Here is a 16,227-nt window from a genome sequence, read left to right as displayed (position 1 = left end):
AGTTACCAGTAACCCGTCACCAGAAGGAAAGCCTCTAAAGGAACGTTTCCCTCTTAACTGGAAACTGGAAACTGATATTCCAGATATTAAATTTCTTCCAGCAGATGTCGGATGATGTCGTCTGGATCAATCCCTTCTGCCTCGCCTTCAAAGCTAAGGATGAGACGATGCCGCAGACTCGGTAGGGCGATGGCTTGAATATCCTCACGGGCGACATTGTATCTACCATCAAGAATTGCCCGAACTTTTCCGCCAAGAATTAACGCTTGCGCACCACGCGGACTCGAACCGTAGCGAACATATTTCTTCGTCAATTCCGGCGCGTCTTCTGTTTCGGGGTGTGTACCGAGCACAATTCGCAAAGCGTACCTACGTACGTCTTCAGCGATGAGGATATCACGGACGATCTGTTCCAATGCATTAATCTGCTCGCCATCACAGACTTTATCCACGGACGGCATTTCGCGTCTCGTGGTGCGTTCCATAACAAGGTCGAGTTCGTCAAGACTTGGGTATTCAACCTTGAGTTTAAAAAAGAAGCGATCGAGTTGTGCTTCGGGAAGCGGATAGGTGCCTTCCATCTCCAACGGGTTTTGCGTCGCCATTACAAAGAAAGGCAATTTGAGTTCCCGCTGCTGTCCGGCAACAGTCACGGATTTTTCCTGCATCGCTTCTAATAAAGCTGACTGGGTCTTGGGGGTCGCACGGTTGATTTCGTCGGCGAGAATAAGGTTGGCAAATACGGGACCTTGTTGAAATTCAAAGAACTTCCGCCCGTCTTCATCCTCAGCAACAACTGTAGTGCCGATGATGTCTGCTGGCATCAAGTCTGGTGTGAACTGAATTCGGGCAAACTTGAGATCTAATACCTCATGCAACGTCCGAATGAGCAGGGTTTTCCCTAAACCGGGGACACCTTCTAACAGCGCATGTCCGCCCGTCATGAGACATATCAGAACCCCTTCGATAATCTCTTTTTGCCCGACGATTTGTTTGGATACTTCTTGTTGTATTTTTAGGAAGGTCTCGCGAAATTCTTCGTATTTTTGTTCAGCGTGTTCAGACATATTGCTCCTATGGTGTAGTTATCAGTTATCGGTTATCGGTTGTCAGAGGGAATAGTTATCAGTTATCGGTTATCGGTTGTCATTTACCTTCTTGTAGCAGCCGCTTTTCTGATAACTGCTACAAATCGGCTCTTAACTCACGACTGACAGATTTCTTCGTATGAGGTTTAACAAATAAATTGGGTAATTTACGCCAGGCCCGATAGGTGCGGTTTTGCGGTATACTCACCCAAATGCGATCTGCATTCCAACCGCACCGGGTCCGACAAGAAAACTGAAAATTACCCGATTAAATTCTTAATCTTCATTAGAAAAAATTGCTCTGATAACTGAAAACTACTGACCACTGAAAGGTTTTTCGTAGAAAAACCGAACTGACAACTGACGACTAAAAACTACTCATCACTCGGCTTGATCGACTCGAAGTAGCGTTTCACGTAAAACTTATACCCCAAAGGGATCTGCTCTTCAGTGAGAGCATCCTCGGAAAGTTTCTGATATTTCGTGTACGCATCTTTGTAACTGACTGCGGACTGCTGTCCTTCCGCGGATGTCTTAGAGGTCTGAACGGTGGAGCTGCCTTCTCCCTGAACACCCGTGATCTGTTCAAGGTTAAGCGTAGAATCAAGCGATGTAAGTTGACCGAGTTGCCCCGCAGAAGTCGCTTTTCCTATACCTTTACTCGGATTCTGGCTGAGGGCGTAGGTCAATCCTGTTTTGTTACTTTGGCACACACCAGCAATGCCCGCCTTGCACGCTTCGCATTCCGAGAGCAATTTTGCCAATTGTAGATTGCGTTTCTTGAGCAGTGCAAGGTTCCGCATCTTTTTGCTTGATGCGCGGAGCCGTGTTTGCGCGCCTTCAACATCGTCGTTGGCTAAGCCTTCCCCTGCGCCGGATAACTCTGTTCCGAGGCCGTCGAGATCGGTGCCTTGTAGACTCTTGCCACCGCGTTTCAACTCATCGGAAATATTTTGGCGTTTCTCCTTCTCGAATTCCGGTAGCTTTTTTGTTACTTGGTCAAGCTTTGCTGCTGCCTGTTGATAATCACCGCGTTTCAGCTGCTGTCCGAATTCACCCAAGTATGGGTTGCCGATGAACTGTTGCCCTAATCCACTCATCAGTGATTCCTGTTGCGCCATCTTGAGCGGGTTAACTTTCGTCTTCAACAGTGCGCTTAACTCTGTCATTCGGGCGAGTGCTTCCTTGGGGGCAATCTGTGGTTTCTTCAGTTCAAGTGCTCTTTTCTCAATCTCTTTCAAGAGCTCTGCAAGTTCCTCATCTTCGCTTTGTTCGGCTTCCTTTTTTGCCTGTTCAATCTCTTTCAGGAGCGTGTCAGCCTCCGCTGCGATCTGCGGTGAGAAGTCGATTTCCGTTGAAGTCGCGGGTGGTGCGAAAAACTCGACGAACGAAAAACCGACAAGAAATATGGCGACGAGTGCAATAAATTTGGTCTCGCGCGGCAGCGTATAGCGCGCAACTTGATTTACCGGCACTGCTTGCAGTCTGTTGGTCGTATCCTGAAGTTGGAGTGCCGTTAAGGTTTCGTCGGTTCGGTGTTGAATCTGTTCTAAGCCGCTTATAACGCGGTCCTTAAGGGACGCATCTGTGTCAATGGCTCGCGCTGCCTCTTGAAGACTCACAGGACGCAGGAAACGAAAGGCTAAGGCAACCACAGCGATACCGAGTGCCACCCAGAGAAAAACCAGTGGTGGGATATTAAAGGATGTGACGCTGTCGGCGATGACGAACGGGACACACACCAAAAACCCGTAGAAGAGGAAGGTCGCTAATGTCTGGAAGTACCGTTGGATGTTCAGTCGCTGGCGGACGCGCTGGATCTTTTCGAGGATCAATTTTTCTTGCATAGGATTTGCTCCTTATGTGAAGGTACCCGAGTTGCTGTTGGAATAGTTACGAAGTGTTTGCTGTCAATTATAACAAAGGCTTTGCTGAATGTCAAGACATTCTTGTAGATGATACAGAACCATTCAGTTTTCGGTTTTTTCGTTTAATTTTAGACCCTCCAGGCCCGGTAGGTGCGGTTTGGAACCGCACCATAAGTGTCAATTTTAGAAAAAATAATCGTCGCGACCCCCAGGTCCGGTAGGTTTGGTTTGCAACCGAACCGGATTCTACGCGGAAACCTTGATAACTTCAAAAACCTCTTCAGTCCTGTAAGGACGATATGTTTATAGCAGCGGTATCAAGTAAGGACCTTAGCCCTGTAAGGGCGGTATGTTTATATCTACACTCGACAAAATGCCATTATAGTAAATCCCATAATTATTTGCACACACGGTAACTCGTAGGGGCTGGGTAACCCAGCCCTACGAAGATGCGAAGTGTAAACACATTTTCCGATTTTACTATAAAGCCGCTAAATTGACACCTATGGTGCGGTTTGGAACCGCACCGGATCCTGAAAAAAGTACGAGAAACTCTATAATTTCTTAAAACTGAATGGCTCTGGTAGATGATATCTCCGATAAGACTAAAATGTTTATGGTCTTATTTATAGTGACGCACTTTAAGATGAAAAAAGGTGCATTATTTTGCTATGTCTATAATTTTCAGATCGTCAAACGGTTTTCCATCAGTATCGGTGATCCGCAGATAGAATCCCCAATGTAGTTCTTCCTCACACACTTTGACGAGGATGCTGTTTTCACCGGGCTTGAGCGTCACAGGGATAATGTCTCGGTCAATTTCCGCCAGAGAGGTTCTTGTGTGTGCGAACACCTCTTCACCGTTTAACCAAATTTTCCCCTGGTCATCGCTATCGAATCGGAGTTGGACTTTCCGTTCATCGGGCGAGATAATGGTTGCAAACGCATAAGCGACACGCCAATCAACATCCTTTCCAAGGCCGATATAGCCCTCCAATGTCTTATCGGCATTTTTTTGCCAACGGACCTGTCCATTTATGCCGTTGTATATAGTGGTTGTGTCAATCCGCGTCACGTCTTCTGGGATATAAGCAGTGTTGTAACCGATACCAGCGGTATTGTCAAATGGACCGAGTGTCCACCATGCGTCCTCAGTGATGAAACCGGTGCCTTGAATGTACGCTTTTGCCTTCTCAGGCATGTCATTCTCACGATGAAATTCAGCCAGCACGAGACTGAGGTGTAGATGGGCACTCAGATTGTGCGACATAGCGTCTACCAGTTTATTCAACATTTCGAGGTAACGTGCCTGATTTTTCATTTTTTTCCCAGTTTCGGCAATCCGCGAGAAGACATCGCGATGCGCACTTCCAGTTGTTCGTGTATTTAGACCAAGTATAAACTCTTCCAATGCCTCGTTATACTGTTCGTTGGCGAGGTATGCATGTCCTAAAGTCAAGATGTAACTTGAACCTGTTGAGCGTTGTGCAGCACGTTTCGCGAACTTCAACGCTGTTTCCGGGTAGAGGCCTTTGTTGAGCAGTTTCTCAGCAAAATCGCTGTAGTACCAGTAACGTTGTTCCCGATTTATCTCTCGCTGCCGGAGTTTGATCCAACGGTTATAGGCGATTTTCGCTTTTTCCGTGTCTCCTGCTTTTTTGTACGCATCGCCTAACAGTTCGTGTAAAGCAGTGCTGTTCGGCATTTTCGGGGTCAATTCCTCAAGGAGGGCGATATGTTTATCTTCCTGTTTTTCGTCGTTGTAGAGGTTCAAAATCGCTTTAACCGCAGTATCGTATTCGCTTTGCGTAAGGGACGCATCCAACGCGCGACGATATACCTTCTCAGCATCTAATGGATGTTCACCATTCTTATAGATTTGTGCCACCAGACGATACAATTCGTAAGAATTCGGATCAAACTGAATCGCTTTTTCATACGCCGCCGTGGCTTCTGCCAATTGCTCAGGGTTAAAACTCTCGAAAATAGGACGGGTATAGGACTCCAGTTTTGCATTTCCCATAAGTCTACCCTTGTTTTTGTTATGCGACGCGTCGGGAATAATTCCATCCGTTGCTTTATCAAATTTCCAGTAAGCGACTAAGCTGGGTTCATCGCCTGTCAACTGGCTATTCATATCGGAACGAATCTCGGTGCCTGTCCGAGCAACGTTCCAGATACGCACCTCATCAATAAACCCGACAAAGGGGGATTGCGTCGGTCGTTCTTCTTCGTGGGTCCAACCAATTCGGAGGGGTTTCTGGCTTTGATAAATACTGTCTTGACCTTTGTAGTCGGTTGTTCCAACTTCAACGCCGTTAATGAACAACCGCATGACATCTCTTTTGGCATCAATGACACCCGCGATATGATACCATCTGTTGAGTTGAATGGTGTCAGATGTGGTATAGAAGGATCTTTGTCCTCGACCATTGGGTGATGAGGCGATTTGGATCTTACCATTTTCCCGAAGGTAGAGGATATAACTTCGATGGCTGAAGTTCGATGTGCGTTCATCGCCTTTGAAAATAATCGGCGCGTATCTGTTCGGAAAATCGGTCGGTTTCATCCAGACGGAGATTGTCGCTTGTTGCGTGATGTTGTTCAAAATGTCGGTGCCACCAATTTCCACGAAGCTTGAATTGCCGTCAAGAAGCAGTGCAGTGCCTTTGATTACTTCTCCCGTCTCACGGTGTTGTTGAGATTGTTTATCATAGAGATCGCCAAGTTTCTTGTGCCACTGCCAACTATCAGGTTGAAGCTCGCTAATCTTCTGGTATTGGACAATCGCTTCCTTAATCATGTTACTGGATTCGTAACTTTGCGCAAGCGTGAACCGGGCATCAAGGTCATCAGGGTTCTCAGTAACCTGCTTCAACTGTTCCGGAATCCATTTCTCATAAAGATTGCCTTGTTGCGCTGCACGCCGCATGGATGCTTCCGCTTCTTCACGGTACCGGTCATATCTGGCGACGGCTGCCTTTTGTCGATATGCGTTGAAGGCTGCTTCGTAACGTTTGGCACGTAAGTGGCTTTTGCCTTTGAGTTCGTACATAGGTTCCAGTGGCGAGCCACCGTAAAACCGGTATCTTGCACTTTCAACGATTGCGGCATCGGCGAGTTTTATCGCCGCTTCGTACATTTTACCCTCATAACAGATATCGCCGAGTGTCCTAAGAAAGTACATACTACTTTTTTCGTTGCTCGTTGAGAGTGCGGCTTCACCTTGCAACAGCATCTCTTTTGCCAATTCGGGTTGTCCGTTGTTGTTCAGTGCCGCAGCAGCGTAGTAAAAACTCCGGACGTTACTGGGTTGCACCTCGCTGAGTGCAAGATAAGTTTCTGCTGCCTTTTCATGGTCATTGGCATCTCGATAAATCTGAGCGAGTAATTCAAGGACAGCAGGATTATTGTCGCTCTTTTCCCGTCTGTTTTCAAAAAGCGTTTTCAACTGTTCAAGTTTTCCCTCACTTTTGAAGGTAGAAATCAACCTGTCGCGTGCTCTGTCGCGTGAGTCGGAAATCGCTAATGTTTCATAGGTTTCCACTGTTAAGTCAGTCTTTCCGAGTTTAACGTATATCTCAAGTAAATCTTCGTTGATCCTACGCCGATCATAACTATCGGAGGTCATGTCAATCGCTTTTTTGTACGCACTCACCGATTTTTCGAGATCACCGGCATTCCGATACCGTAACGCCCGTTCCTTTTGCATCTGAAATGTAAGGGTGCCATCAGTTTCTGCCTGCCCTATCATCTCTTCCAATTTACCCTCACGGTAGTAGAGATTTATGAGTTCCCGTTCAATATCCTGCCGCTTCCAGTCTTGTCCGGTGTATTGAATGGCTTTCTTAAACGCTTTTTCGGCGGCATCTGTATCGTCTATCTGGAGATGAAGCCTTGCTAAGTCGTGGTAAGCCTGTGCATTCCCGGGGGCGAATTCAATCGCTTTTTCATAAGCCGTGATTGCATCTTCAACCTGTTCTTCGGCAGCGTGAAGTTTTGCGAGACGCACGTAATGGACACCACTTTCCGGAGCAGTATTGATATATCCCTGCGCGAGTTCAAAGGCTTTGCCGATGTCGCCGGAAACTTGGTAAGCCCTGACGGACCCGTCCTGATATTTTGTATTCCCCGGATCAGTTTCAAGCAGTGTATTCCATATATCGGTCGCCGTATCGTGTTGGTTACGACGTGAGTAGAGGGTAGCCAGTTCCGCACGTGATTCCAGGTCCTCAGGCATCATTTTTACGACCTGTTCGTAAATCTCTATCGCCTGCTTGGTTTCACCCTGTTCCATGGACGCTTTCGCCAGTGCTCGCTGTGTTCCGATGTTCATTTCTTGCGTTTTTTCGGTGAATTGGGTAGCGTTTGAAAAATCGCCGCGCCGCTGTTTAATCATCATCAACTGCCGTTGTGCCTGATCACGATCATAGGATTGCACAGAAAGGTCATTGACGATTTCGGTATAGATCCCTTCAGCATCGTCCCACATCTCGTGTTGCATATATATGTTTGCGACACCCTCTTTTTCCCAGATGTCGTATCCACGTTGCAGCATGCGGAGAGTCCCCATCTTACGGAATGCGTCTCGCGCCTTCTCTTTCTCGCCTTTCTGCGAATAGGCTAAGCCGAGTTTCTGGCACGTGTCAGGAAACCGCCACGTGTGTGGATCAAGTTTATTGACCGTGGATTCCAGCAGGTGCAGTTCGCGTTCAGAGTCCCCCGCGCGCCGGTATGCATCCGCTAAATTGTTGAGATATTCTATATTAATGCTATCAGAATCGTCAAACAGTTCGGACACAAGTGTGTCTGCCGTTTCAAGGTCATTCGCCATAATTTGCATGGAAGCGACAAGATAGAGTAGCACGGAATCATCCGGTTTTTCAGTGAGTTTTGTTTCATATGCCTTAATGAAACCTTCTAACCCACCGGATGTCTTGTAGAATTCTGCCAATTGCAATATCGTCTGAACTTGCGATGCCGTGTCCTCAGTCTTCAGTTGTTTACGCAAAAACTGAATCGCTTTCTCTCGGTCACCGGCAGCAGCGTAAGCGGATGCCAAGTAACGATGGTTGTAGGTCCGGTTCGGGAATGCCTCGATGAGTTTTTCATAGATTTCGGCAGCAGCTTGGGGGTTGTTGTTCGTACATTCTCGCGCGGCATATCTGGCGAATTCGTTACCGAAGTTCCTTCCAATAGATGGTGTAATCATCCCTTTCGCGAGCGAAACGAGATCGTCAACTCTGTCTGCCTGAACGAAGGTTCTGACAACATCCCAGGCTCGGTAGCCGGGAACGTTTGGATTATCCTTGAGGAGGATCATGTATTGGGTTACAGCATCTTTTACCTTTCCACTTCGCTGCAACATGCTGGCGTATCGTTGCCGGGTTGTGCTGTCTTTAGGGCGTAGGCTGAGTGCTGCCTCAAATGCTGCCGATGCTTTCTCTATCTGATTGGTGCTTTCATAAAAGGCAGCTAATTTGAGGTGTGCCTGGAGTGAATTGGGGTTCTTTTCGGTGGCTTCAACTAATTGCGGTTCACGCGCTCGAACGGCTTTTGAATGGCTCACCAAATGTGTTGCCTGCTGAAAATTCCATCTGCTTAAAGTGGACCCATAGCGATCGCGTTGGTTCGCGAACCGCAGCGCACGTTCTGCAAGTTGGGCAGCATCCTGTCCCCGCCCGAGATCCTCAAGGTGTTCACTTAATCGCATCAGGAAGTTCGGGTCCCGCATCCCTATTGCCAAGTTCATCGCCTTGTTCACGACGGCAGTGGCGTGTTGTGTAAGACCGGCATCTTGCAGTTTTCGCGAAAATTCATAGAGTTCTCGGGCACTACTCGGCGAATTCAGAAGTTTTGCTATCAATTCCCGTACGACGACAGTGTTGCCTGTATGCAGCGCAAGTTGAAGCGTGAGGTTGTAATACTGGCGACGGTTTCTTGGGTCAGTGCCTGCAAGTTCCTCAAGCAATTCGAGTGCTTCAGCATGTTGTCCCGTCTGGATAGAGGCAAAAATTGTGTTGAGTTTGAGGGTCAGGTCGTTCGGAAATTCCTTTTGCAAGGTCGATAGAATTTCCTGTGCTTTGTCGCGCTGCCCGTCCCACCAGTGGCAATAACTTAGTGCTAAACCCGGATAGATGCGGTTTATACCTTCTCCAACATCTAACTCGGCACGCAATTTGGTGTACAACGCCTCCTGTAAATCCCTGCTCCACAATCCTCCGTAAAAATGTTGAAGATAGTCCAATCTACCTTGATCATAGTACGTTGTCGGTGCAGGATAGTTTGACTGAATCGGCGCGTAACCGCCGTAGTATGACGAAGAAGTTGTGAGTTTGGCGACACGTCGGGTGTTCGTCGTTTGTGGTTTCGTACGTTCACAGTAACTCCAGAACAGCGCAACTGCTTTATCAATCTGTTCCTTATGGATGTAAGTGTCTATCACGTTGGTATAGAGCTGTCTATGCCGCCACTGTTGTTGTTGCGGTGGGATCGGGACGTTAGCGATGATACGCTCCGCAGCGTCTGTCCGGTCCATCAGAAGTAGCGCGTTCACTAACATGGAACTTGCGTTGAGGTCCGTTACTTTTGTATTTTCAAGCGCATTGAGCAGCTGCGCCGCATCTGCCTTTTTGTCCTCATGATAGAGTTGACTGACATATTGGGCAGTGTACCAGAGTCGCGCTTCAGAGGGTAATCCCGTGATAGCGTTGAGATGCTTTTCCACAGTCTCCGCGTCTGAATCGCCTTGAATGACATCATTCAATCTTATGGCTTGATACGTCAAATCATCTGGCGACGCAGCAATCAATCGTTCTGTGATTTCAGTCGTTTTCTCGGTGTCATTGGTCAGAATATAAAGTTGTGCCAACGTTTCAAGCGTTTGGATGTCTTTCGGGTTTGCAGTCGCCTCTGATTCGAGTTGTTGAATAAGATCGTTAAGTTTCCCTTGTTGTTGAACAATTGTCACCAAGTGGATGAGTGCACCGGCTTGTGTCTCCTCAAAATTGCTGGGTCGCCACGCTTGTCCGCTTCTTCCTCTAAACAATTGGTCCTGAACCCGGTAAAGCAGATTCCGAGCGAGCCGGAATTTGTCTGTGTCCATTCCGGGGGGACCTGATGTTGTGTAAGTTGTGGCTGTCTTTGCACGCTGTGTGGCATTTTTAGGCGGTTTCGGCATATCCAAAATTCGCTGGAAGTATGTACGAGCGCGATTGAATTCGTTCATACTCACCAACACCACGCCGAGTTGGTAGAGCGCGGTATGGGCATCTGTACCTGTGATCTTTTCTCCTGCGCGTTCAAGCACAAAAAGTGCCTCGTCAGGCAGTCCATGCCGAATCAGAAGTACCGCAAGTTTGATCTCAGCCTCAAGCGTCTGGTTCTTCGCGTGTAGCAGTTTCGTCCACGCTTGTATCGCCTCCTGTTCGCGTCCAGCATCAAACAGTAGCTCACCGAGCCGTCGCTGATGGCTCGGATCGGGTTGAACTTTGACGAGGCGTTGTTGATAGGTCAGCGCGTCTTGGTTATCGCCGAGATCAACACTAATGTTAACGAGTTGTGCCAAGAGGTCAGGGTTCTCGCGTTCTCTGTCTAATGCCCGCGCCAGTTGGAAACGCGCACTCGGTAGGTCGCCCTCCATCCGATAGAGTTCAGCAAGCGCGATAACAGGTCCGACACTGGATGTATTGGATTTCGACAGCTGCTTCAGTTTTTCCTCAAACTCGCCGCGCCGTCCTAAGTCATAATACGCTTCGGAAAGCGGTTTCACGAAAGCGAGTTTGTCGTTAACCGTATCGCTCAACTCCCAGCATCGCCAATACTGCGCGAGTGCCTGCCGGGGTTTCCCTGAAAGTTTGTAGGTCGCTGCCAATTCCGAACGAATATCAATCGCTTCCGGACGCAGACGAAGTGCTTGTTTGAGGCTATCTATAGCACTGTCGTAGTTGCCAGACTGTTTCGCAATCTCTGCAAGCATCTGATGCCCTTCGGGATTCCGTGGACTGTGCGCGATGACCTGCTTTGATGCTTCTGTTGCTGCATCGAAATCCATGACGTTCAGATGCGCCCGCGCGATATTTGTATAATACTCTCGTGTATTCGCGCTATCAATTGTGATGAGGTGTTTGTAGACAGCATTGGCATCATCTCGCCGATTCTGTTTGGTGTAAACCTCCGCGAGCCACCGGTTCACAATTATATCGTCGGGTTGATGTGCTTTTGCCTTCAAAAGGACTTCGAGCGCGTAAGTAATGTTACCCAACTTGAGATACATCTTGGCAAGCCGTTTCTGCTTCGCAAAAATATCGGCATCGGAAAGTCCCGGCGTTTCAAGTTCTGTTTCCACCGTTTCAATCTTCTCGACGAGGGTACCCTGTCGTCGGTAGAGTTCGATCCGCTGGTTATCCATCTCCTCAGCGAAAAATGCGTTGGGGGCGAGTTTTGCGGCTTCCGTGTATTCGGTGAGTGCTGCGTCGTAATCCTCGTTTTTCATGAGCAGCTTCGCCAGTGCTTCACGATAACGATAGACATCGGGCATCAATTCAACAGCCTTCCGACTTGCAGCGATCGCTTCGGTACGGTAGTTCTTTGTATCAAGCAGTTTCGCCAACCGCTCGTAATTCTCAGCGACTTCTTTGTCGGCAGCGACCATTATGTTCCAGGTCTCAATTGCCTTCTCACGATTGCCTTGTCGGAAGTAGAATTCGCCGAAATACTCAATATAGTCGAGGTTACTCGGCGCAAGCACAATCGCTTTTTGATAGGCTCCAGCGGCATCCTCCATCCATTCGTTACTGGCGTAGATTTCGGCGAGGATGAGATGTGTCCCCGCATTTTCTGGGTCACGGTCAATCATCCGTTGATATGTTACCCGCGCTTTGTCTTCGTCCTCTAAATGCAGGTACAATTCACCGAGTTCGCGGTAAATCCCGAAATCGTCAGGATCCTGTTCGCTCAAGGATTCGTAGGCTGCCGCAGCGTCTTCAAATCTTTCGGCATTCCGAAATGCTGCGATGAGGTTCAAGCGTAGATTCGCATCGGTTGGGGCAAGTTCCACCGCCTTTTGATATGTTGCGAGGCCTTCTTCGGGCTGCTGATTCTCAATATACGCCGCAGCGAGCAAGCCGAGAATCTCTGGTTCGTTCGGGGTTGCTTCAAGCTTCTTTTCGTAGTATTCAATTAAGCCTTCCCAATTCCCGTCTGCAGCATAAATCCCGATGATGCGGTGTTGGAGGTCTTTACGGAGCCAGTTCCCCGGTGCTGTCAACGCCAATGCTGAATCGTAACTCTGGATGGCAGTCTTGTAGTCGCCTTTTGCCTCATGGATATTGCCAATTTCGCGCCGACTCAGGCACACACGATACGGATTATCGGCTTTAAACTGAATGATTGCCTCGTGTTGTGCGATTGCCTGTTCGTAGAGTTCTTGCTCTCGGAGTAAGTCGGCGAGTTCAATCCGTGTAAAGATATTCTCTGGGTCGAGTTCAGCAATCTTCGTCCATGCCAAAATTGCTGCGTCAACACGGTCTCGACGGAAGTATGCTCTGCCGAGTGCTTTGTAGATCGCAGTAAGGTCTTCGGGGGTGGCGGCTTGCGTCTCCTCAGCGATTTTTGCCGCTTGGTTCAATGCTTCAATCGCGTTTTCATGTTGAATCAGTATGGCATACGCCTGTCCGAGCGCAAAGTGTGGGTAGTAATTGTTCGGTGCGAGTTCAACGGCGCGTTGATATGCTTTGACAGCCTCAGCGTCTTTCCCAAGACGTTTATAGATGTGTCCCAAGATCAGTTGCGGGTTCGGATCATCCGGTTTTGCTTGCACTTCTGCCTGATAATCGGCAACCATCGCGTCTAAACTGCTACCTTCGAGATAAAACTGGTAGAGCCGATCAAACGTGCTTCCCTCTTTCGGCTTACGGCTTAGCATCAGTTTATAGCGTTCAATGATTTTTGCATCGTTCACTTCATCTTGCGCAAGAAGCAATGGTGAGATGGAGAGAGTGAAGAATATTAGACACAGAAGGAGCACAACAACTTGGGTTTTATCTCGTCCAAGCATAAAGGATACCTCCTTGAAAAACGCGCAGTATTACTCGGCAAACTTAAATCTCAGTACGCGGAACTATCTACTCCCGCACAACAACTTGTAGTGGTGAGAAGGGAACTTGCGTGAGTTATATTAACAAATTTCGCTTTTGGTAGGGGATATCAGTGTATCCATAATACTACAGTGTAACAGAATTTAAATTATTGCGCAAGTCCTATTTCTTCTATCTGATTGATTTTCAAATCATCAAATGGGTTTCCATCCGTATCAGTAATCCGTAAGTAGAATCCCCATCCGCCGACCTCTTCACATACTTTGACGAGGATACTGTTTTGACCCGATTTGAACGTAACTGGGATGGTGTATTTATCAATTTCTGCTGTGAATGCTTTCGTATGCGTGAATACCTGTTTGCCATTAAGCCAGATTTTCCCTTGGTCGTCGCTATCGAATCGGAATTGGACTTTTCGTTCATCAGGCGAAATAACAGTTGCGAACGCATAAGCAACACCCCAATTGACATCCTCTCCGAGACTGATATGGGCGTTGCGTATATCGTCGGTGCTTTTTTGCCAACCGACCTGTCCGTTTATACCTTCGTACGTTTTGGTTGTGTCAATCTGCGCTGCGTCTTCGGGGATGTAAACCGTATTGTAACCGATACCCCCGGCGTTATCAAATGGACCCAGGATCAGCCATGCCTCTTCGGTGATGAAGCCGGTTTTTTGAATATGCGCTGTTGCTTTCTCGGGCATATCGTTGTCGCGGTAGAACGCCGCCAGTGCAAGGTGGATGTTTAGGCGGACACTCAGGTTGTCAGGGACGGCATCCATCAGTTTATGCAGCCTATCCATGTAACTTTCTTGGTCCTTGGCAGTTCTGCCGATTTGCGCGATTTGCGAGAATAACCTACGTTCAACATATCCTAACATCATGGTATTTGGGTTGTTTGTGAACGCTTCAACAATGTTTTTCCATCTGTTCTCGAGATAAGTCTGTTCTAATGTCGCGATGTAACGTGCGTTTGCCTCATTGTCTGCGATGCGTTCAACAAATTTCAACACTGTTTCAGAACGCGCTTCTTTGTTTTGAAGTACTTCACCAGATTCAGGATTCCGCGCAGTTGTGAGGACTTCATCCCAGTCCCACAAGAGCACTGTTCCATCTCCGCCCGCGCTCACAAGCGTTTTGCCATCCGGCGAAAATACAAGCGTCTCGACCGCATTTGTATGTCCATCAAGCGTCGTGAGTTTTTTCCCCAATGTCAGGTCCCATAGTTCGATGCCGCCGCTTTGTATAAGTCCGATAACAAGGACGGTATCATCTGGTGAAAATAGTAATGTATTGCCCCAGACATCGGCATCATAGGATATTTCCTTAAAGCCGAGTTGTCTCCGATTTCCCAACAGGCGCAGCTTTTTCATACTTCCGACAGCAAGCAGCGAACCGTCTGATGAGAATGCCACATCCATAATAGGATCCCGATAACGATTGCCTGTCGGGGGTTCTTCTGCAAAGAAGGACGTGAGTGCTTCCCCAGTTTCCGTATCCCACATCTGAACATCTCCACCCATGGTGCCACCGGCAAGTCTTCTACTGTCTGGTGAGAATTCCAAGGTCTTGATGATAGGTCGGTGTTGCTCTTCAGGGGCAGCGTTCGGATCCGAAAGAGATATATCAAGTGTTTCACCTGTCTCTGTATTCCACAGGCGAATTGTACCCGAACGTGTACCTGCTACAGTCTTCGCGTCAGGCGAAAACGTCAGGTCTGAAGCACTACCAGGAACAGACATCAATTCGCGACCCGTGCTGACATCCGTCAAACGCAGCACAGAATCCGACCACGGTTCAGGCGAAGGACTCTCTGTGCCGAAGCTGACGAGTTTCGTGCCATCCGGCGAAAGTGCTAAATCCAGATACCAACCCCGAAACCCTATTATCTCAAGTGTCCTGTTCGTCTGAAGCGTCGTCTTTTGGAAAGTTTTCAGATTCCAGAGCGTGAGTATCCCGTTATACCCGACACTCGCAATCGTGGCACCGTCTTTAAGGAACGTCGCTGCTTCCAAGGATGCTATGTGTCCAGTGGTATGGGTGGATAGCGGTTCCGCTGTCTGTGTGTTCCAGAATCGGATCGTACCATCCGAACTCCCACTGGCAAGCATTTTTCCGTCGGGTGAAAACGCTAATGCCCTGATATCGCTCACGTGCCCCGTACAAGCACCGATCGGTTTACCGGTCGTGGTATCCCACAATTGGACCCTTTTGTCAACACCACCGCTGGCAAGCACTTTTCCATCGGGTGAAAATGCCAACACAGTCGGTTCATTTGTATGTCTTCGGAGCGTGATTGGTTCAGTCTTGTTGGTAATGTCCCATAGTTGTACCGTTGTATCTCTGTTTCCACTGGCGAGTCGCGTACCATCGGGCGAAAACGCCAAGGCGAAAACACTATTCTCATCATCAATCAGTCCGACCAGTTCATCTGGTACCTCAAGTTTTTTTACATTTTCTCTGAGCGTGGATAACTTTTTGCCCGTCCTTGTGTCCCATAACTCAAGGGCTCCGTTATACATGCCGATCGCGATTTTATCTTCTGTGAGCGCGTAGACTTCAAGATGCCCGTAACCCGGTCGTTCTCCTAATTGGTGGACAGTCTGCTTGCCTGTCTCAATATCTAACCGATTTATCGTGTCTCTTGATTTACGCAAACTGATGAGTGTCTTACCATCTCCGGAAAAATGCAGCACCGCAGCAGCAGGCGGCATATTGGGAAATAGGACTTCCCGACCGGTGGCTATCTCCCATAACTCGATTCGGTTCTCCCAACGACTCCCACCAAGATTCGAGAAGTAATCGCCACCACTATTGATAAGGAAACGACCATCGGGCGAAAAGGCGAGCGACCCACATATCCCCAGAAATAGAGATATTTCTTCGCCTGTTTTGGTATCGTACAGCCACACACCGATGTCCGTTCCGACGGCGAGTTGGGCACCGTCTGGTGAAAACTGGATAGCGTTAATATCTCCTTTTCCCAGACGTGCTTTCGCTGCGTTCGGCAATTCCCACTGCGGATAAGTGTCAACAATTTTGTCGGTTTGTGCACCAGCAAACAGTAGTAGGCAGGCTATAAGATAGAGAGTGCACGCAGCGATTATCTGTTTTTCTCGTCCGAACATGTGAGATTTTCCTTATATCAGTTTCCAGAGGATCCGCAGAACCCCTC

4 protein-coding genes are annotated in these 16,227 nt (G+C 48.2%); all 4 read right to left on the bottom strand.

Going from position 1 to position 16,227, the window contains the following annotated elements:
• Positions 1 to 86: 86 nt before the first annotated feature.
• Positions 87 to 1,067 carry a MoxR family ATPase gene (locus OXH00_13975; GenBank protein MCY3742119.1) on the bottom strand — a complete coding sequence of 327 codons (981 nt, stop codon included), beginning with the start codon at positions 1,065 to 1,067 and terminating at the stop codon, positions 87 to 89.
• Between the two features lie 395 nt (positions 1,068 to 1,462).
• Positions 1,463 to 2,935, bottom strand: a complete 1,473-nt coding sequence (locus tag OXH00_13970) for a hypothetical protein (GenBank protein MCY3742118.1) — start codon at positions 2,933 to 2,935, stop codon at positions 1,463 to 1,465.
• 682 nt (positions 2,936 to 3,617) lie between these two features.
• Positions 3,618 to 13,013 (bottom strand): tetratricopeptide repeat protein, encoded by a 9,396-nt coding sequence (locus OXH00_13965; protein MCY3742117.1) that lies wholly within the window; start codon positions 13,011 to 13,013, stop codon positions 3,618 to 3,620.
• 188 nt (positions 13,014 to 13,201) lie between these two features.
• Entirely contained in the window at positions 13,202 to 16,180 is a 2,979-nt protein-coding gene (locus tag OXH00_13960) for a WD40 repeat domain-containing protein (protein ID MCY3742116.1), read from the bottom strand.
• Between the last annotated feature and the right edge of the window lie 47 nt (positions 16,181 to 16,227).

This window comes from Candidatus Poribacteria bacterium (assembly GCA_026706025.1).
In the GTDB taxonomy this organism is placed as follows: domain Bacteria; phylum Poribacteria; class WGA-4E; order WGA-4E; family WGA-3G; genus WGA-3G.
Note: the sequence above shows the minus strand (reverse complement) of the source record. Positions and strands in the feature narration are given on the sequence as shown.

Excerpts from the sequence above, each read along its gene's own strand:
- OXH00_13975 (MCY3742119.1), bottom strand. The coding sequence starts at position 1,067 with ATGTCTGAACACGCTGAACAAAAATACGAAGAATTTCGCGAGACCTTC.
- OXH00_13970 (MCY3742118.1), bottom strand. The coding sequence starts at position 2,935 with ATGCAAGAAAAATTGATCCTCGAAAAGATCCAGCGCGTCCGCCAGCGA.
- OXH00_13965 (MCY3742117.1), bottom strand. The coding sequence starts at position 13,013 with ATGCTTGGACGAGATAAAACCCAAGTTGTTGTGCTCCTTCTGTGTCTA.
- OXH00_13960 (MCY3742116.1), bottom strand. The coding sequence starts at position 16,180 with ATGTTCGGACGAGAAAAACAGATAATCGCTGCGTGCACTCTCTATCTT.